The following is a 19823-nucleotide window of genomic DNA, read 5'->3' as shown; positions in this document are numbered from 1 at the left end:
GACTGATTAGAAACAGAGCGGTAAGTGAGAAAGCACGGAGTGGGCGCTTTATCCCACGCAGGGCTTTTCTTGGGAATATCAATTCAATGAAGACAAACAAAAAGAGGCTGGGACAAAAGTGTTTTAGCCAAATAAAAAACCGAACTATACTGCAAATCTTCATACGAAAATTTGCATAAGTTCGGTTTTTTGATTGGTTATCTATCCCAGTGTAGGGAGAACGCGGAGACTCCTGCGGGAACAGCGCGAGCTGAAGACCCCGCAGTGGGGACCTTTCCACGAGGAGGCTGAGGCCGTGCCCGTGGAAAGCAGCGCTCAAGAATAAGATTCGGTTTTAAGCACTGGGAAATTAGTTATGTCCCAGCCTCCTTCAGCTTCTCCATTGTTATTGCATTGGGACGATAAACATCAGATATGGAATTTACGCTTTAATTTCTCCATCCATTTTTTCGGCATCCTATAGGAAATCAGCAGCAGAACAGATCCCAGCAAAGTAGAAGGAAGGAGGTCTTTCGAAGATTGCAGGATGATATCTTCAGCATGCAAATACCTTTTCAAGACAAAATCGATTCCAACGATCAGAATGAGAAGCGAAAAAATAATATATCCGCTTTGACGGAACCAGCTTCTATTTCTTTTATAAATTGCTATATTCAGCAACAGCAGCAACAAAGCTATGATCAATATCGGGAATGCTATCTCGACAGACCAGCCCGTATATCCATGGATGAAGTCAAATCCGAATAATCCAGCACATATGGTCATCAGTAAAACGATGATTTTATCTCTTGTTCTTTTGACATAGCCAAATAGAACGTAGAAGAAGCACCAGCCCATCAAAATGGATAAATTGCTGTATAAAGACCAGGTAAAGGCTTTATTCAATAGGAAGTCTATCAACGAAGGCACCAGGAATCCCAATATCATCAACACACAAAGAACCCGGAAAATGATACGGATAAAGAAACTGACCAGGTTCTCATACAAACTGTAATATTTCGGAAAGCCATTCGTATCCAACAATTCCTCATCGCTCAAGACCTTTGGTATATAGGTAAAGCATAGCGGACAAGGAACCTGATCCTTCTCGACACTCACCCCGCATTTAGGACAGTAAGCCATCAATATGCACTCCTGTTTGTTTCAATTTTTATTTGGATGCCCTCTTCGACTAATTTCCTGAAGAACATCCTTTCCACTATCCTATCGTTCGACAAATTTCCGAATGTAATATACATATCATCCTTGTAGCTGATTACGCCGGCTTTTATTTTGTTGCCGATGCTTGGCGGGGGGTAGAAATCAAACCGCTGCACATATTCTTCCAATTCTTTTTCAAGGGATATCACCCCGAGATTGGAAATGGAACTTGTATACAGGTTTTCGCCAAACCTGGCGTGGACCAGCGGGGAAATCCAGTCCTTTACAAACAAAGGGAGCGTCCGAAGCAGGAAATGCCGTTCTCCCCTGACACTTCGGGCAATCAGCGTCTTTAATTGTTTACCATTTAAATATCGTTTCAGCTCGATACTGATCGCTTCCACAATATCCTCGAAGCTATAGGTACCGAGACGGGGATCGATTGTGATCGGAACACTTACAAAGAAATTTTTCAGTGTGCTGCTTTCAAAGAAGTTACGCAGATTGACAGGGACGTTCATTGTGATGGGCTGTTTCCTCTTTTTTGAATTTTGTTCTTGAATGCCGATCAAAATCTCAGTATATAATGCCAGCAAATAGGTTGTGACGCTGGTTTGATGTTTTCTGGATACCTCTTTCAAGACCTCTACTTTCAGCTTACCGGTTGTAACATGATACACTCCCCTCTTGTCCAATCTGATAGGAATCTTATAGGCTTTATCCAGCGCCTCCTGCCAGTTTGGAACCGATTTTTCATAATGCTGGATGAATGCATTATCAAAATTAAAGTCCCCTAGCTTTTTTCCCGGGGACGGGACACTGATTCCTTCCCTTTTCAGATAGTTCCTCACGAGAAGCTTTAAGAACTCCATTCCGCCGGTTCCGTCAGTCAGCATATGGGAAAGCTCTAAGGAGATTTTCTTATTATAGTAAAGAACCCTGTAGGGAAATGTGTTGCGTCCTCTGAAAAATAGATTGGAACAAGGGTAATAGTGCTCTTCGGAAACAACGGGAATAGCCGTTGTTTTTTCGAAATAATACCAAAAGACGCCTCTTTTCACGACAACTTTAAAAGAAGGAATCTCTTCCAGTGTTTCCTCCAGAGCTTCTTGAAGGTATGCAGCGTTTATCGACTTATACATACTTGCCGAAAGACGAAAGACGGTGGAAACCCTGGATGTAACAGTGGAAGCATATAGCTTGCCGGCGCTATCCAGTTTATACCAATCTGTTTCCATGCGGAAATCCCCTTCCTTCTCTCATGCTAGTTTTCTGGTATAGGCAGTATACTCTCATGGATACTGCATTCCCCCTATATCTCTCCTTATGAATGCATCATTGCCGATGCTTGGAAGCTACAACTTGAAGATTCTTTCCCCGGCGGCGAAAAGTAAAAAGATCAGGCATGAAACACAGCAAAATGGAAGACCTTAGGCTCCACAGTGCGTCGACATCTGCTTGTCTCGGACCACTCAGGCAAGAAAAAAGCTTCCTCTATATTATGTACGGTGAATGCGATAAGGAAAAGCAGGATTTCCATACATATCTCCTCCTCTTCATTATCGCATAATATGCATGGATCAGCTGCTGACTTTCCGAATATCTGTCAGTATCATCTGACTCTTCGGCATGCTCGGCATGGACGAATGGCTATAGCTCAAATCCTGTTCCGGCACCATATACCTCAGCTTATTCACAAGAAAATCCACACTCACTTCCATTACCTGGATCGTCACCCACTCCCCGGCACAGCGGTGTCCCATGCCGAAATCCCCGCCTCCTTGCGGGATGAAGTCAAATGGGCTCTTATCCCAATCGAGAAATCGCTCCGGCCGGAATAAATCAGGCTGTTCCCATAGATGCGGATCGTGATTGTTGCCGTATAAATCCAGTAATGTCATCGTGCCTTCTTTGAACTGATAGCCATTCCATTCAAAATCCTTTTTCACCTTGGCCAGCGTCGCTGGGAAGAAGGGATAAAAACGGCGGACTTCTTGTACGAAACGATGGATACTGCCATCCCCTCGTTCCAGGCGTTTCTTTTCCTCCGGAAATTGATGCAGGGCAAGGGCGGCAAATACAATGTAAATACTGATGGCGACAATCGGCCGGAGTATATTCAGCACTTCAACAGCCGCAACCTCCGCAGGCAAAAGCTCGCCATCTGCATCCCGATGCCATGAAAAGACATAGAGCGCGCCTTCCCGGATCGGGTGCAAGTCACCGCTGCGTACTTGCTGCACCAACTCCGAGATCCACTTTTCCGCACCGGAACGCGAGACTCGCCCTTGCCAATGGGAAGCTCCAAGGGCAGCCGGCGCTTCGAATAAATGGCGCATTTGTTCTGTCCTTTTCTTTTCGTCATCCAGCGGTACACCTGCCCATCCACACGCTGCCTTCATCAGTATATGGTGTGATGCTTCGTATAATTTGATTTGGTCTGCTTCATCCCATTTTTCACTCGCCCGGTCCCATTCCCTCTCGATAAGCTGATCCAATTTCTGAAGCTGGTTTCTTGTCATGATGGACATGAACATCTCTTTTCGATTTCTATGCTGCTCTCCATCCAGTGTCTGAACGCCGCCTTCCCCGAACAGTGTTTTGACGAGGCGATTCGGAGCAGCACCAGCTCGGATGAATTTATCTGTATCATAGAAAAGCTCCGCTCCTTCTTTTCCGCCGAGACAAATCGCCTTTTTTCCAAGCAAAGTAGTCTCGAATACATCGGACTGAAAGCTCTTCCTCCGATGCAGGATGAATTCATACCCTTCCTTCAAGAAAGCCAGGGTATGGTCCAGACCTTCTTCCTTCGGCATTGCCATATAACGTCACCCTTCCCTGTTTCACTTGGCTTTTCCCTGCAATCTTCGTCTGAAAACGAAAAAGCACCTTGCCTATTTTTCCTGAGCAAGGTGCTTCCTATGTATCAGAATGCTACATAAAAGGGATGCTGGGCTTCATCCAGATAGCTCTCGATCCTCTCAGACGGTGTACAAATACCGCCGATCGGCCTGCCAAGGAATAATGTATTGCAGATGCTTTTCCCGGTATTTTGATAAATCCCGCAAAACTTCGTCACTTCGATTTCAATGCCGCTTTCTTCCTTCACTTCGCGGACTGCTGCCTGGGCGAGGGATTCACCCTCCTCCACCTGCCCGCCAGGCATTTCCCAGCCCCTCCTCGGACCTTTGATCAAAAAAATATGTCCTCACAATCGCCGCTGCAGAAACGATATGTTTAGGCGGCATATCACTCTCCTCCTTCCTTTATTCCTCCCATAAGAAAATGACCCTTTCCTGCTGTTATAGAGATTTTTTATGTGCATGCCATTCCGCACCCCACAATGTTAGAATCTTTGAAAAGGAGGTTTTCCCTATGCTTGATATCATCCTGCTTGGATTTGCTTTGGCTGCAACGCCAGGACCTGATTTCCTGCTTATGACACGGAACACATTGGCACAAGGCAAAAGATCCGGATTCATCACACTGCTCGGCAACCGCTGCAGTCTGCTTATACATATCAGTTTTGCCTTGCTTGGTCTATCGATGATCCTGCAGCAATCCATCCTCCTGTTCACCGGCATCCGGCTTCTCGGTGCCTGTTACCTGATTTATCTCGGAATCAAGAGGATTATCCATCTCGTTCGCAGACAGAAACGACAGCAGGAAAACACGACATTTACAATCACGAAAACACATGCTTTTCGCATGGGATTTTTAAGCAATTTCCTGAATCCGAAGGTCAGCCTGTTCTTCCTCAGTATTTTTCCGCAATTCGCCAGTACCGATCAGCTGCACAATCCATTATTGCTGATCATTTGTTTCTTGCTCGGCAACAGCACTTGGTACGTCGGGGCACTGCTCCTTATCGGCATGAAACGTATCCGTAAGATCGTCCTCGGATTCCAAGCATATTTGGATGCAGTATTCGGTTTTGTCTTCCTCCTATATGGGGGGAAAATTGTGTGGGATGAGGTCGTTCGCAAACTCGCCTTCCAAGAAGGGACTCCAGTCCGCATGCATTGAAAAAGACCTGCCGATATCCAATCGGCAGGTCTTTACTTTCGTTTATTGTTTCTTGAATTTTGCCAATGCATCAGCCAAGGCAGTATTGGTGAAGCCATCATCCTGCTGGTTCTTCTTCAGATACTTCTGTACATCTCGTTTGCTCGCTTTATTGGATTTTTCCTTTTTCCGGCGCTCGTTGAATGTACTTAGCTTTTCACGATGGCCGCACTTACAGAAGAACATCTGTCCTTCCCCTTCACCGCGGAGCTCCAAACGTTTATGGCAGTTAGGGCAGCGGGCATTCGTCGTTTTGGCGATATTCTTCTTATGTCCGCATTCCCGATCCTGACAGACGAGCATACGACCGCGTTTACCATTGACCTCCAGCATCAGCTTGCCGCAATCCGGGCATTGCGTGCCAGTTATATTATCGTGTTTGTACTTATGCTCACTGTTTTTGATTTGCGTGACGACTTCTTTGGCATACTGCTTCATTTCCGAGATATATTGCTTCTGGTTCAGCTTCCCTTCGGCAATGGCACCCAGCTTCATTTCCCATTCCGCTGTCAGCGCAGGGGATTTCAGCTCTTCCGGTACGAGCTCCAGCAGCTGCCGCCCTTTGGATGTGATCTTCAAGTATTTGCCCTGCTTCTCGATATATAACGTATTGAATAGCTTATCGATGATATCGGCGCGTGTCGCTACTGTGCCCAGTCCGCCAGTTCGGCCGATCGTTTTGATAAGATCCTTGTTCTCTCCGGCCATGAATCGGACCGGATTTTCCATCGCATGCAGCAAGGTACCTTCCGTGAATCTTTCCGGAGGTTTTGTTTCCCCCGTTGTCATCCGATATGCGAGCGTCCACTGCTCCCCTTTTTCGACATTCGGCAGCGTCTGGTCATCATCAGCTTCCTCGTCATCGAAACGATTCGCATAGACTTCCTTCCAGCCTTGTTTCTTCACGATTTTCCCTTTGGCGGTAAACACTTCCCCCGCAGCTTCGACAGTCAACGTCGTCTGTTCATATTCAAATGGCGGGAACAGCACCGCAAAGAAACGCTTGATGACCAAGTCATAGATCTTCCGTTCCTTATCCGAAAGATCGGCACCATATGCATTCTGATCCGTCGGAATGATTGCATGGTGATCGGATACCTTTTTATCATCTACAAATGCTTTCGTCGCCTTGATCGGTGCATTGGCGATTTTTGTAGCCAAACGGCCATAGCTTCCCACGCCAGCGGCTTTTACACGATCTTTCAGTGTCGGGACGATATCCGAGGACAGATAACGGGAATCAGTCCGCGGATATGTCAAAAGTTTATGACGCTCATACAGCTGCTGCATGATATTGAGCGTTTCCTTACCGCCAAAACCGAACAGCCGGTTGGCATCACGCTGAAGTTCCGTTAAATCATACAATTGCGGAGCATAGCTTTTCTTCAGCTTCTTCTCCACTTCCTGCACGGTGCCCTTCACCTGATCCAGCTTCCGCAGCACCTGTTCTGCCTTGTCTTTGGAAAACGTGCGTGTACTGTTATGCTTCTGATCCTTCCAGATGAGGCGCAAGCCTTTTTGAGTCTTGGCTTCGATACCATAAAATGTCTCCGGCTTGAAGTTCTTGATCTCTTCTTCCCGCTGATGGATCATTGCCAGCGTCGGCGTCTGCACGCGCCCGCTGGATAACTGCGCATTGAACTTCGTTGTCAGAGCCCGTGTCGCATTAAGTCCGACATACCAGTCTGCTTCTGCACGTGCTACCGCCGATTTATAAAGATTCTCGAATTGCTTGCCGCTTTTCAGGTTTTTGAATCCATCCTTGATCGCTTTATCCGTCACCGAGGAGATCCATAACCGCTTCACCGGCTTGTTGACACGTGCTTTTTCCAGGATCCAGCGTGCCACAAGCTCCCCCTCGCGTCCGGCATCCGTCGCAATGACAATCTCGCTGACATCGCTTCTGTTCAGCTGTGTTTTGACCGTGCTGAACTGTCTGCCAGTCTGCTTGATCACGACAAGCTTCAGCTTGTCCGGCAGCATCGGCAGATCCTCTATCTTCCATGTTTTATATTTATCGTCATATGTCTCCGGGTCAGCCAGCGTCACCAAGTGACCAAGCGCCCACGTTACAATATAGTCTTTTCCTTCCATATAGCTATTCGTTTTCTTCGTACATCCAAGAACACGAGCTATATCGCGGCCGACAGATGGCTTCTCTGCCAGTACAACCGTTTTACCCATGAAAACATCCTTTCTCGAATCACTTCCTATAGTGTAGCACATGGCAGCTTTTTTCGGGAGCGCCGGGCATGGGACAGTACCCTGACAGGATTCATTTTGATAAGCCGGCTCTTGCCTCCTGCCTGCGTCATGCAAAATTCAGAACATTGACTTACACCTATAAATCCCGTAAGCTTAAGGCATGCGTGACATTTTTGATCATGGAGGAAAAAGAATACATGATAACGGTAAATAATGTAGGATTGCAATATGGCGATAAGAAGCTATTTGAAGAAGTTAATATAAAATTCACCCCAGGGAACTGCTATGGGGTCATTGGTGCGAATGGTGCCGGAAAATCCACTTTCTTGAAGGTACTTTCCGGTGAAGTCGAGCCGCAAACAGGCAATGTGGCAATCGGCGACGGAGAGCGTCTTGCCTTCCTGAAACAGAACCACTTTGGTTATGAAGAGCATGAAGTCCTGCAGACCGTCATGATGGGGCATGAGCGCCTGTTCAAGATCATCGAGGAAAAAGATGCCCTTTATGCAAAGGCTGACTTCTCCGAGGAAGATGGCATGCGTGCTGCCGAGCTTGAAGGTGAATTCGCAGAGCTGAACGGCTGGGAAGCAGAATCCGATGCGGCTGTCCTTTTGAAAGGACTAGGTATCCCGGAAAGCTTGCATGACAAAAAGATGGCGGAACTGACTGGTGCGGAGAAAGTGAAAGTGCTCTTGGCACAAGCTTTGTTCGGCAACCCGGATGTCCTTCTGCTGGATGAGCCGACGAACGGACTTGATTTGCAGGCCATCCAATGGCTGGAGGAATTCTTGATCAATTTCGAGAATACAGTCATCGTCGTATCCCACGACCGTCACTTCCTGAATAAGATTTGCACCCATATTGCGGATGTCGACTTCGGCAAGATCCAGCTTTATGTCGGAAACTATGATTTCTGGTACGAATCCAGCAAGCTGGCAACGCAAATGGCGCAGGATGAAAACAAGAAAAAAGAAGAGAAAATCAAAGAACTGCAATCCTTCATCGCGCGTTTCAGTGCCAATGCTTCCAAATCGAAGCAAGCGACATCACGTAAGAAGATGCTTGAAAACATCACATTGGAAGATATCAAACCCTCTTCCCGCCGCTATCCGTATGTAGGATTCCAGCAAGAGCGCGAAATCGGCAATGATGTACTGACGGTAAAAGGCATCACGAAAACGATCGACGGTGTCAAAGTACTGGATAATGTCAGCTTTACAATCGGCCGCGAAGACAAGGTGGCCCTGGTCGGACGTGATGAAATCGCAAAAACGACACTGCTGAAAATCATCATGGGTGAAATGGAAGCTGATGCTGGCGAGTATAAATGGGGCATCACGACTTCCCAATCGTACTTCCCGAAAGATAACTCCGAGTATTTTGATGGTGTGAACCTCACTTTGGTTGACTGGCTTCGCCAATATTCCCCTGAGGATCAGACAGAAACATTCTTGCGCGGTTTCCTTGGCCGCATGCTGTTCAGCGGAGAAGATGCGCTGAAAGAGGCAAGTGTGCTTTCCGGAGGAGAAAAAGTACGCTGCATGCTTTCCAAGATGATGCTGAGCAAAGCCAATGTCTTGGTGCTGGATGAACCGACGAACCACTTGGATCTTGAATCCATCCAATCGCTGAATGAAGGGTTGATCAAGTTCAAAGGTGTCATCCTATTCACTTCCCATGACCAACAGTTTGTGAACAGTATCGCGAATCGTCTGATCGAGATCACTCCGAACGGTATTGTGGATAAAGAAATGACGTATGATGAATATGTTTCCGATACGAAGCTGCAAAAAGAAATCGCAGCAATGTACAATTAAACCAACAAGCTCCAAGGCCCCTGCTTTGGAGCTTGTTCTTTAGGAGGCCGCCATGTCTTATATAAGTAATGTCGAGACGCCTTTAGGTAATGTACAGATCACTGCAACGGAGCAGTTCATTACCAGTATCCTCTTTGCCGAGGAACTTTCGGCTAACGAAAACTCCCTGACGCAGCTGGCCAAGTCCCAGCTGCAAGCCTATTTTTCCGGGGAGCTCACACAGTTCCAGCTGCCGCTTGCCATGAACGGAAGCCTTTTCCAGAAACGAGTGTGGGAGCAAATCAACCGGATTCCGTATGGGGAATCAAGCTATTACAGTGCAATCGCAGAACAAGCTGGAAATGGACGGGCAGTGCGGGCAGCTGCCAGTGCTGTCGGACGCAATACGTATGCCATCGTCGTGCCTTGTCACCGAGTCATCGGTAAGAACGGTATTGTCTCAGGATATCGCTGGGAACCTTGGCGAAAAGAATGGCTGTTGGAATTTGAACAGCGAAGGAGCGGATGAGAAATGAAAGTACTTGTAACGGGAGCTGCCGGCCATATCGGCAAGAATCTGGTGAAAGCTATCCATCAGGATTATGAATTGGTTTTGACGGATATCAAGCAGGACGAAGAACTGAAGGAATTCGGGGACTTCCGGCAGGCGGATCTAGCGGTATTGGAAGAAGTGGAGAAACTTGCTGAAGGCGCGGATGCAATCGTCCACCTCGGCGGTATTGCAACCGAAAGCACATATGAGCAAATCAACCGAAATAATTTCAATGGTACCTACCATATATATGAAGCAGCCAAAAAGCATGGAGTGAAAAGGATCGTTTTCGCCAGCAGCAATCATGCAGTCGGCTTCCATCCTATCAATCAATCCATCGGTCCGGATGCCCCTCATTTGCCTGATACATACTATGGCGCAAGCAAAGCCTTCGGTGAGAACCTGGCCAATATGTATCACCAAAAACATGGCATCGAGACTGCCAGCCTGCGTATCGGCAGCTATTTGGAAAAGCCTGCTGAACATCGCAACCTGAACACATGGATAAGCGTCAGGGATATGAATCAGCTGATCGTCCGATGCCTGGAGGCAGATCGGATTGGTACAGCTGTCCATTATGGTGTCTCTTCCCTGCATAATGATTATTTTGACAATCGCGATGCAGCCAAAATCGGTTATCAACCCGAAGATGATCCAGACGATTACCGGGACGAAATAGAAAACGTCAAACCGGAAAATGTGACCGATTACGTCGGCGGTGTGTTTACGAACTTCGGAAGATAATTCGAAACCATCCATCAATTTCAACGACTTGATGGATGGTTTTTTGCTGCTTGCGGACAGGAATCCCGCCATTGACAGCGAATATCTTACAGGATTGAAATAACTACAGATAGGATGTTGAAAATGGTACAGGGCATCAATTCTTATATCGTCACAAATGGCAATGGACAAGAAGCAGTCGAATTATATGAGGATGCATTGGATGCGCAAGTATTGAGCATCCAAACCTTCGGTGATATGCCGGAAGACCCGAATCATCCCATACCTGCCGAAGCCAAGGACCGTGTTTTGCATGCGCATTTAAAAATAGGAAGCAATGACCTGATGCTTTCCGATACATTTCCAGGACAGCCGTTTGAGCTGGGTGATCAAGTGGGGATCGCCGTTTCCATCAGCACACCGGAAAAAGCAAGGGATGTGTTTGATAAGCTTTCCGTCGGCGGCCAGGTAATCATGGAACTGCAGCAAACATTTTGGAGCCCATTATACGGCCAGGTAAAAGATAAATTCGGCGTTACATGGCAAGTATCCACTGTCGCTGAAAATCATTGATAATGAGTCGAAAGGCTGCCAAGAAAGTCTCGGCAGCCTTTTGTTATCTTGATCAATTTTTATTTTTTTATATTACCCGATAACTTCAACGCTTCCTTCAGCTGATTGAACGAACCGCCTTTTCCGTACATCAGGACCCCGCCGCGATAAACTTTGGCGGATAACCAGGCAATGAGCAGGATTGCTGCTACAAGAATGGCGATGGATAGAGCTATTTCCCAAGCGGGTACTCCCAGCATTCCGATGCGAAGGAACATGATCATCGGTGTAAAGAATGGAATGTAAGATGCAGCGACAATGATCGGCGAATCAGGTGAGCCAAGTCCGTATATGGAAAGGAAGAAAGCACCCATCACCAAAAAGATGACCGGACTGACAAGCTGCTGGACATCCTCCATCCTGCTTACCACCGAGCCAAGTCCGGCACATATGGTGGCATATAGGAAATAGCCTAAAATAAAGAAGATCAGCGCAAAGGTCAATGTAACCGGTGAAGCATTGGCTATCCCGATAAAATCGAAGAAGCCTCCGCCCAGTTCCTGGCCTCGGATTTGGATCATGGCATACACAGCAGCTGTGATCAATGCGACTTGTGTAAGCCCCATCATTCCAATCGCAAGAATCTTTGCGAACATTTGACCGACCGGAGAGGAACTGGATATCAATATCTCCATTACTCTGGAGGATTTTTCATTGGTAATATCCGTTGCGATCATCATGCCGTAAATAATGACACTCATATAAAGCGCAAAGACTAAAATATAGACAAGTCCATATGATCCTGCCAGTTCTTCTTCCGTTTTTGCTTCCTCATCAAGTGCTTCCCGCTGGAAAGAAACAGGCGTATAAATATCCTGGATGGTTGCTTCATCCACCCCAGCCTGCGAAGCAGCTTGCGCTACTTTGATTTGCTGCAGCTGTGCCTCGATATCATCGCTGGTGCCATTCGTCAGCTGCATCCCATAAAAAACAGCCTGCGGCAGGTTTTGCTCCGACTGACTCAAGACGAGCAGACCCTCATATTCTTCATTTTCTACCGCCTGCTTTGCTTCTTCTTCATTGCCGTCAAACAGCATAGGCTGATATCCATCGGCACTGGTACTCAATGCTTCGTAGAGCTGCTGATTTTCAGTCTCATCAATCACCGCCACCACCGGATCTTCGCTGTCCCCAGAAAAACGATCGATGATATCCGGCACATAAAAAAATCCGCAAATGGCAAGTAAGAAAATTGCGCTTGAAATGATATAGCCTTTTGTTTTCACCCGGGATAGATAGGTATGCGAAAATACAATCCAAAACTTACGCATAGGACTCACCTGCCTTTTCGATGAAGATATCGTTCAGAGTAGGTTCCCCCACTTCGAATTTAGTGACGAAGCCTTTCTCGGTCAGCAGCTTCCAAACGGTTTTGGCATCTTCCGACGATGCAATCTGCAGTTTGCATCCCTGCTGTGTCTCCTGATATTTCACCACACCAGCTGTGTCTTTCAAGAAAGTTACATCATAGTCTGCTGCAATGGTGATGTTCTTTTTACGGAAAGAACGTTTTATTTCCACCAAATCACCTTCCACGACCGGCCTTCCCCGCTTCATGATGCACAGGTAACGGCATAGCTCTTCTACATGCTCCATACGGTGAGAGGAAAATATGATCGAGGTCCCGGCCTGTTTCAACTCGATGACTGCTTGTTTCAGCATTTCCACATTGACAGGATCCAAGCCCGAGAATGGTTCATCCAATATCAGCAGCCGAGGATTGTGTAATACAGCGGATATGAATTGTATTTTCTGCTGATTCCCTTTGGAGAGCTCTTCCACTTTTTTGTTTTCATATTCTGTTATATTGAACCGCTCGAGCCAGCTCTTCAAGGCCTTGACACTGTCTGCCTTTGCCATTCCCCTAAGCTTGGCAAGGTATACGAGCTGATCCTTCACGGTAAGCTTGGGATAAAGCCCGCGTTCCTCCGGGAGATAGCCTATTTCATTGCTCTGGTCGTATGTAATCTTGCTGCCTCGCCAGAATATTTCTCCTTCTGTATTCTCCAATAGATTGAGAATCATACGGAATGTAGTCGTTTTCCCGGCACCGTTAGCTCCCAGGAATCCAAAAATCTCTCCTTCCGGTATTGATAATGTCAGCTGATCTACAGCAGTATGTTTGCCGAACCTTTTGGTCACATCTTTCAATTCAAGCACCAGCACCATCCTTTCTTCCCTGTTTTCCTATATATACGGATGAATGCTGGCAATGTTTCACTTGATAACAAGATTAACCCAATTTGATGACATGGAAAAAGAGTCCAGGGAAATAATTGTTTTCCCTGGACCCTGCCCGGAGGAAGCAATGCTCAGGCCTGCTTCCTGGATGCAATCAAATCTCTCACTTGCTGCCTTTCCCCTCGATGCAAGGCATCGACGATCTTGCTTCCTACTACCACACCGTCGCAGTACTGGCTCAGTTCCTTGACATGATCCGGCGTGGAGACACCGAAGCCTGCCAGCACAGGCGCCTTGCTGACCTCTTTCAATGCCATCAGATGCGTACCAAGTTTATCGACGAAGCTCGCTCTCTCTCCTGTCGTTCCTGCCACCGTCACTGCATAAAGGAATCCCTCCGCACGCTCTGCAAGTGCCCGGATCCTTTCCGGAGTGCTTGTCAATGCGACCAGACGAATCAATGCAATGTCATGCTTCTTCAGTGCTTCGGTTACCAGCCCTTCTTCCTCGAGCGGCAAATCAGGCAGGATGAGACCGGATATCCCTGCTTCCGCACAAGCGGACGCAAAAGCTTCCACTCCATAAGCAAAGACTGGGTTCAAATAAGTCATGATGACAAGAGGCACGGTACGGCCCGCTTTCTCCTTTGCCACCTCATTCAAAACCGCTTGAACCGTCGTACCAGCTTCCAATGCACGTATGCCTGCTGCCTGGATCGTCGGGCCGTCAGCAACCGGATCTGAGAACGGCAGTCCCAGCTCGATTGCTGTAGCGCCGCATTCAGCTAGGAAACGAATGCGTTCATTCAGGCTGTCCAAGCCGCCATCACCAGCCATGATATAAGGTACGAATGCTTTTTCCCCAGCATCCGCCGCTGTTTGGAATGCCGTATCCAGCTTTGCTTTACTCATGCCGATCCCCTCCTGTCTCATGTGCTTCCCTGATTGTATTTACATCTTTGTCACCGCGTCCCGACAAGCAGACAACCAGCACATCCTCTTTCTTCATCGCCGGTGCGAGCTTTTTGCAATATGCCACTGCATGAGCGCTTTCCAATGCCGGTATGATTCCTTCTGTCCTGGACAGAAGCCGTACTGCCCCCAGCGCTTCCTCGTCGGTGACTGCATCATACGTCACGCGCCCTGTATCCTTCAGATAACTGTGCTCTGGTCCGACACCCGGGTAATCCAATCCGGCAGAAATGGAATGAGCCTCTTGCACTTGACCGTCCTCATTTTGCAGAAGATAGGATAATGATCCATGCAGGATGCCAGCTTTCCCTTCGGAAAGGGAAGCTGCATGCTGTCCTGTCGGCAGCCCTTTACCGCCAGCTTCCACACCAAACATTTTCACTTCATTATCCTCCACGAATGGATAGAACATGCCGATTGCATTACTTCCGCCGCCGACACAGGCAACAATCGCTTCCGGAAGCTTTCCTTCCGCTTCCAGGATCTGCTTGCGCGTTTCATCACCGATCACACGCTGAAAGTCCCGGACGATTTGCGGGAACGGGTGCGGACCAGCAGCCGTGCCGAAGATATAATGCGTATCTTCGACATTTGCCGTCCAGTAACGCATCGCTTCATTTACAGCATCCTTCAGTGTACCGTTCCCTTGATCGACGGATACGACCTGCGCACCAAGCAGCTCCATACGATAAACGTTCAAAGCCTGCCTTCTGACGTCTTCCTTTCCCATGAAGATGATGCATTCCAATCCAAGCAGGGCACTGACTGTCGCAGTGGCCACACCATGCTGGCCGGCCCCTGTTTCCGCGACGACCTTTTTCTTGCCCATCCGCTGTGTCAGCAGCGCCTGGCCGATTGTATTATTGATTTTATGGGCACCTGTATGATTGAGGTCTTCCCGTTTCAAATAGATTTTCGGACCGCCCAGGGACGCCGAAAGACGCTCTGCATAATAAAGCGGTGTCTCCCGGCCGATGTATTGCTTTAGATAATAACGCATCTCTTCCTGGAAGGCTGGGTCCGTCTTTGCTTTTTGGAATGCCTGCTCGAGCTCCAAGATGGCCGGCATCAATGTTTCCGGTACAAATCGGCCGCCAAAACTGCCGTAAAGTCCTGTTTCTGTCGGATAAATAGCCATTTTTTCACTTCCCTCTCTTTGCCGCTGTAATAAATTGCTGTATTTTAACTGGATCCTTTTGTCTTTCCGTCTCCACGCCGCTGCTGACATCGACTCCTGCAGGATGCACTTCCCGGATGGCCTGCTGTACATTCCCGGCATGCAATCCTCCTGCCAGGAAAAGCTTTTCCCTCGGAATTGCGTCGGAGCTTGCCAGCGACCAATCGAACGTGGTACCATTACCTCCGCGGTATGCTTCCGCCGGACTGTCCAGCAGATAATAATCACATGGATATGCCGCCAGCAGCTGCAAGTCATCCTCCGATGCTACTGAAAAAGCCTTTATGACGGGCTTATTGATGGATCTGACGTAGGATGGCGTTTCATCCCCATGCAGCTGAATATAGTCCAGTTCCGCAGTCTCGGCAATATCCTGCAAACTTTCGATCGGTTCGTTGACGAACACACCTACTGTTTTTACTTTTGGCGGCAGCTGTCGGGTGATGCTGGCTGCCTGCTCAGGCGACACTCTCCTTCTGCTGTCGGCAAAGACGAAGCCAATCATGTCAGCCCCAGCTTCCACTGCAGCCTTCCCAGCTTCGACTGATTGGATTCCGCATATTTTCACGATCATGATGATGCAGCTCCCACAGGAACTTGAAGTGACTTCAAGACGGAGGATACATCAAATGCACGCATGAGTGTTTCCCCGACAAGGATGCCCCTTGCACCTGCCTTTGCTGCGCGAGCTGCATCTTCCGGTACCGCCATGCCGCTTTCACTGATGACAAGTGTAGCCGAGGTATCGATTTTTTTGAGCAGTCGCTCTGTCACGCCTAAGTCAACTTCGAAGGTTTTCAAGTTCCGGTTGTTGATACCAATAATCCTTGCCCCGAGTTCCTGCGCTTGTGCCAATTCCCCTTCATTGTGCACCTCTGTCAGCACATCCAGCCCTTTCGATGCCGCATACCGATAAAGAGCATGCAGCCGCTCCTGTTCCAAAGCTGCAACGATGAGCAGTATCACATCGGCACCATAATCCGCAGCCCTGTCTATCTGGATTTCATCAAGGATGAAATCTTTATTCAATATCGGGATTTCGACCGCTTCCCGGACAGCTGCCAAATCGTCCATCGTACCTTTGAAGAACGGTGTATCAGTCAAGACGGAAATGGCTCCCGCTCCTGCCGCTTCGTACATTGCAGCCTGATCCGCTGGCACCACATCGGGATTGATCATACCCTTGGAAGGCGAAGCACGCTTGATTTCGGCAATGATTTGAAGCTGTTCCTGCTCCTGGAATCGTTCATATAGGGAAATCGGCTGACGCTGCGCTGCCGTCGGACGATAGGTTTGCTTCAGGAAGCTGATTTCTGTTCGTTTTTCTTCTAGTATTTTTGCCAAAAATGTCATGGTGTCACTTCCTTTTTATAATCGATCAAATACTGCAGCTTCTGTCTTGCCGCCCCGCTATCAATGCTTTCCTTGGCAAGCTGGATCCCTTCCTGGATGGAGGCTGCCTTGCCATTGGCAAAGATGCCCAGACCTGCATTCAATAGGACCGTATCCCTGTGGACGCCAGCTTCTCCGTTCAATACACGCAGCAGGATATCTGCATTCTCAGCTGCATCGCCGCCCTTGATCGCTTCAAGCGGATATACCGGCAGGCCGACTTCTTCCGGATGGAGAGTGAAGGCTGCCTGCTTGCCATCCTCAAGCAAAACAAGATGATTCTCTCCTGCCAATGATGCTTCATCCATGTACCCCGCACCATTGATGACGATTGCCCGCTTGCGCCCCAGCTTATCAAGAGCTTCTGCCATCATCCCCAGCATGTCGCGACGATAAATGCCGAGCAGCTGTGAATCAAGCCGAACCGGATTCGTCAATGGCCCGATCAAATTGAAAATCGTCGGAATACGCAGCACTTTGCGAAGCTGCATCACCTGCTTCAAACCTGGATGTACATGCGGCGCGAACAGAAAAGCGATGCCATTCTCTTCAAGCAGATGCGTCATCTCCTCAGCAGGCAAATACAATGGGATACCCAGCTTCTCCAGTACATCCGCACTGCCGGTTCTGCTGGATACACTGCGGTTGCCATGCTTGGCTATCGTGATGCCGGCACCTGCAATGACAAAGGCTGCTGTCGTACTGATATTGAAGCTCTGCGACCCATCGCCTCCTGTACCGCAATTATCCATCACATCGGCTGCTTGAAGCGGGATGATCTGCGCTTTCTCCCGGATCGCCGCCACCATGCCTGCCACTTCATCGGCTGTTTCCCCGCGGGTTTGCAGCATGGAAAGGAAGGCTCCTGCTACAGCATCCGGCATGCTGCCATCCAGCAATTCACGTGATGCCTGCAATGCTTCTGCATACGTCAAAGCCTTTGTATTTGCAAGCTTAGCCAATAATGGTTCCATTACTTTCCCCTTCTTTCATGAGTTGAATATAATACTTCACGATCTCCTTGCCCGCTTCGGTCCCGATGGACTCTGGATGGAACTGCAATCCATGAACAGGATAACGGCTATGCTGGACAGCCATGATTTCCTCGTCATCTTCTGCATAAGCAATGACTGCCAATTCATTCGGAACAGTGCGTCTATCAATGACGAGGGAATGATAGCGCATGATGGGCAGATCTTTGATGATGTGCTCGATGGCTGGTTCCCCTACATAACGAAGTGTCGATGTCTTGCCATGCTTGATTTGGCCAGCCCGGACGATATCTGCCCCGAAGGCTGCGCCTATCGCCTGGTGCCCGAGACAGATGCCAAGGATTGGAATCCTGCCGGCAAAGTACCGGATGGCTTCGATACAAATACCGGCATCCTCCGGTCTGCCTGGTCCAGGTGAAATGATGATTGCCTCTGGATCCAGCACTTCGATTTCCCGGATCGTGGCCGCATCATTCCGGACAACTTTGACCTCTTCGCCAAGTTCCGCCATGTATTGGAAAAGGTTATACGTAAAAGAATCATAATTATCGATCAGCAGGATCATGTGAACCAACCTCCGTTAAAGATTTCGCTTTATGCAGCGTTTCGTGATACTCCGTCTCCGGATCGGAGTCATATACAAGACCGGCTCCCGCCTGTACATATGCTTTAGCATCCTTTACGATCATCGTCCGGATTGCCAGCGCCAGATCAAGATCGCCATTCATATTGATATAACCGACTGCCCCAGCGTAAAGGCCCCGTTTTTTCCTTTCGAATTGATTGATCAGTTCCATTGCCCGTATTTTCGGGGCACCGGATACCGTCCCGGCTGGAAGGGCAGCTATCAGTGCATCCAATCCAGACATGCCATCAGCCAGCTCTCCCCGTACCTCGGAAACGATATGCATGATGTGCTGATACTTTTCCACTGCCATATATTTGGTCAGCTCTACGGTTCCCACCTTACACACACGCCCCAGGTCATTGCGGCTTAAGTCGACAAGCATCCGATGCTCTGCCAGCTCCTTTTCATCCGCCAAAAGCTCATCCGTCAGCTGCTCATCCTGCGCCAGCGTCTTTCCGCGCGGCCTCGATCCCGCAATCGGGTTAGCCGTCACTTCATTGCCGCTTGCCTTGATCAAGCTTTCAGGCGAAGCACCCAATACGATATAGTCTTCAAAATCAAGGAAAAACATATATGGTGAAGGGTTGCTGGCTCGCAGCTTCCGGTAGAAGCTGAAAGCATCTCCATCAAATTCCGCTGTCAGCCGCTGGGAAAGCACTATTTGGAATACATCGCCAGCTTTGATATATGCCTTGGCATCTTCCACCATCTTCATGAATGTCGCTTGATCCGTTTCCGGCCGGAATCGGACTGGGGGCAGTACTGCATCAGGTATGTCTTTGTAGGCTGTTATTTCCTCCTCCATTTCCTCCAGCCTTGCCCGGAGCAAATCCTTGGACCGGCTGCCTGTGCCATCAATCGCCAGCAAAGTGATTTGCTGGTGCTTATGGTCATACACGATGATGTCCTCATAAAACATGAAATGTATTTCCGGCATACCGATTGGATCCTCCGGAACATCACCTATTGCTTCATACTGCCGGATAGAATCATATGCCATATAACCGACCGCCCCGCCATAAAAAGGAAAATCAAGCGGCAGCTCCATCCCGCCTATCTGACTTTTCAAAATCTCCAACGGCTTCCCCGATACCCTCTCCTCCTGACCGGATACCTTGAGCAGCGTTTCCCGTCCTCTGCCGATCAATTCTTTGTATGGATTGGCACCGATGATGGAATAACGTCCCTTTCCTGCGTGATGAACCGAACTTTCCAGCAAAAATTTCTTCTCGCCTGCCAGCCGTTTATAAATCACGACAGGTGTCAATGTATCTCCGTTCAATTCCTTCTTCTCAAATCGTATGCTTTCTGCAACCTTCATCTTTTTCGCTCCCTCTTTTTTGTAATAAAAAAACCGTCCCCTATGTACATGAATCGATTCATGTACA

The 19823-nt window shown here is 48.3% G+C and carries 18 protein-coding genes, 1 pseudogene and 1 other annotated feature (1 of these 20 only partly in view); of the genes and pseudogenes, 5 read left to right on the top strand and 14 right to left on the bottom strand.

Features of this window, described 5'->3' with window-relative positions; all coding sequences use genetic code 11:
- Positions 1 to 408 precede the first annotated feature (408 nt).
- From MHI54_RS11530 to MHI54_RS11515, 4 genes and pseudogenes are all read right to left on the bottom strand, one after another.
- Positions 409 to 1122, bottom strand: a complete 714-nt coding sequence (locus MHI54_RS11530) for a DUF6320 domain-containing protein (RefSeq protein ID WP_340081510.1) — start codon at positions 1120 to 1122, stop codon at positions 409 to 411.
- Positions 1122 to 2378, bottom strand: a complete 1257-nt coding sequence (locus MHI54_RS11525; protein ID WP_340081509.1) for an alcohol acetyltransferase — start codon at positions 2376 to 2378, stop codon at positions 1122 to 1124. Before MHI54_RS11525 ends, MHI54_RS11530 begins: the two co-directional genes overlap by 1 nt.
- A 342-nt stretch (positions 2379 to 2720) precedes the next feature.
- Positions 2721 to 3962, bottom strand: a complete 1242-nt coding sequence (locus tag MHI54_RS11520) for a cytochrome P450 (RefSeq protein WP_340081508.1) — start codon at positions 3960 to 3962, stop codon at positions 2721 to 2723.
- Between the two features lie 104 nt (positions 3963 to 4066).
- Positions 4067 to 4388: pseudogene (locus tag MHI54_RS11515) on the bottom strand (NUDIX domain-containing protein).
- A 127-nt stretch (positions 4389 to 4515) separates the two neighbouring features.
- Between MHI54_RS11515 and MHI54_RS11510 the strand changes: the two are divergent.
- On the top strand, positions 4516 to 5166 hold the full coding sequence (locus MHI54_RS11510) for a LysE family translocator (protein WP_158221444.1): 651 nt from the start codon (positions 4516 to 4518) through the stop codon (positions 5164 to 5166).
- Between the two features lie 42 nt (positions 5167 to 5208).
- On the opposite strand, the gene topB is transcribed toward MHI54_RS11510, so the two are convergent.
- Positions 5209 to 7389 carry a DNA topoisomerase III gene (topB, locus tag MHI54_RS11505; RefSeq protein ID WP_340081507.1) on the bottom strand — a complete coding sequence of 727 codons (2181 nt, stop codon included), beginning with the start codon at positions 7387 to 7389 and terminating at the stop codon, positions 5209 to 5211.
- 218 nt (positions 7390 to 7607) lie between these two features.
- Between topB and MHI54_RS11500 the strand changes: the two genes are divergently transcribed.
- From MHI54_RS11500 to MHI54_RS11485, 4 genes are all read left to right on the top strand, one after another.
- A complete protein-coding gene (locus tag MHI54_RS11500) occupies positions 7608 to 9227 on the top strand; it encodes an ATP-binding cassette domain-containing protein (RefSeq protein WP_340082946.1) in 1620 nt (539 codons plus the stop codon).
- A 52-nt stretch (positions 9228 to 9279) separates the two neighbouring features.
- Positions 9280 to 9735, top strand: coding sequence for a methylated-DNA--[protein]-cysteine S-methyltransferase (locus tag MHI54_RS11495; RefSeq protein ID WP_340081506.1), 456 nt, complete (start codon positions 9280 to 9282; stop codon positions 9733 to 9735).
- 3 nt (positions 9736 to 9738) lie between these two features.
- Positions 9739 to 10503 carry an NAD(P)-dependent oxidoreductase gene (locus MHI54_RS11490; protein ID WP_095214260.1) on the top strand — a complete coding sequence of 255 codons (765 nt, stop codon included), beginning with the start codon at positions 9739 to 9741 and terminating at the stop codon, positions 10501 to 10503.
- Between the two features lie 123 nt (positions 10504 to 10626).
- Positions 10627 to 11055, top strand: coding sequence for a VOC family protein (locus tag MHI54_RS11485; protein ID WP_095214261.1), 429 nt, complete (start codon positions 10627 to 10629; stop codon positions 11053 to 11055).
- Between the two features lie 59 nt (positions 11056 to 11114).
- Here MHI54_RS11485 and MHI54_RS11480 read toward each other — a convergent pair whose 3' ends face one another.
- From MHI54_RS11480 to trpE, 9 genes are all read right to left on the bottom strand, one after another.
- On the bottom strand, positions 11115 to 12365 hold the full coding sequence (locus MHI54_RS11480) for an ABC transporter permease (protein ID WP_340081505.1): 1251 nt from the start codon (positions 12363 to 12365) through the stop codon (positions 11115 to 11117).
- Positions 12358 to 13257: an ABC transporter ATP-binding protein gene (locus MHI54_RS11475; protein WP_095214322.1), complete on the bottom strand. Its 900-nt coding sequence runs from the start codon at positions 13255 to 13257 to the stop codon at positions 12358 to 12360. Before MHI54_RS11475 ends, MHI54_RS11480 begins: the two co-directional genes overlap by 8 nt.
- A 149-nt stretch (positions 13258 to 13406) precedes the next feature.
- A complete protein-coding gene (gene trpA / locus MHI54_RS11470) occupies positions 13407 to 14186 on the bottom strand; it encodes a tryptophan synthase subunit alpha (protein WP_340081504.1) in 780 nt (259 codons plus the stop codon).
- Positions 14179 to 15384, bottom strand: a complete 1206-nt coding sequence (trpB, locus tag MHI54_RS11465) for a tryptophan synthase subunit beta (protein WP_340081503.1) — start codon at positions 15382 to 15384, stop codon at positions 14179 to 14181. The genes trpA and trpB overlap by 8 nt, the downstream gene beginning before the upstream one ends.
- A gap of 4 nt (positions 15385 to 15388) precedes the next feature.
- Positions 15389 to 15997: a phosphoribosylanthranilate isomerase gene (locus MHI54_RS11460; RefSeq protein WP_198946007.1), complete on the bottom strand. Its 609-nt coding sequence runs from the start codon at positions 15995 to 15997 to the stop codon at positions 15389 to 15391.
- Positions 15994 to 16776: an indole-3-glycerol phosphate synthase TrpC gene (trpC, locus tag MHI54_RS11455; protein ID WP_340081502.1), complete on the bottom strand. Its 783-nt coding sequence runs from the start codon at positions 16774 to 16776 to the stop codon at positions 15994 to 15996. The genes MHI54_RS11460 and trpC overlap by 4 nt, the downstream gene beginning before the upstream one ends.
- On the bottom strand, positions 16773 to 17789 hold the full coding sequence (gene trpD / locus MHI54_RS11450; protein WP_095214265.1) for an anthranilate phosphoribosyltransferase: 1017 nt from the start codon (positions 17787 to 17789) through the stop codon (positions 16773 to 16775). Before trpD ends, trpC begins: the two co-directional genes overlap by 4 nt.
- Positions 17770 to 18372, bottom strand: a complete 603-nt coding sequence (locus MHI54_RS11445) for an aminodeoxychorismate/anthranilate synthase component II (RefSeq protein ID WP_095214266.1) — start codon at positions 18370 to 18372, stop codon at positions 17770 to 17772. Before MHI54_RS11445 ends, trpD begins: the two co-directional genes overlap by 20 nt.
- Positions 18353 to 19756, bottom strand: coding sequence for an anthranilate synthase component I (gene trpE, locus MHI54_RS11440; protein WP_340081499.1), 1404 nt, complete (start codon positions 19754 to 19756; stop codon positions 18353 to 18355). Before trpE ends, MHI54_RS11445 begins: the two co-directional genes overlap by 20 nt.
- A 66-nt stretch (positions 19757 to 19822) precedes the next feature.
- Position 19823: a binding site (T-box leader), on the bottom strand; it runs 243 nt beyond the window's last position.

It is taken from the genome of Terribacillus sp. FSL K6-0262 (assembly GCF_037977385.1).
GTDB lineage: Bacteria > Bacillota > Bacilli > Bacillales > Amphibacillaceae > Terribacillus.
The sequence above is the reverse complement of the archived record's forward strand: the minus strand, read 5'-3'. Positions and strand labels throughout refer to the sequence as shown.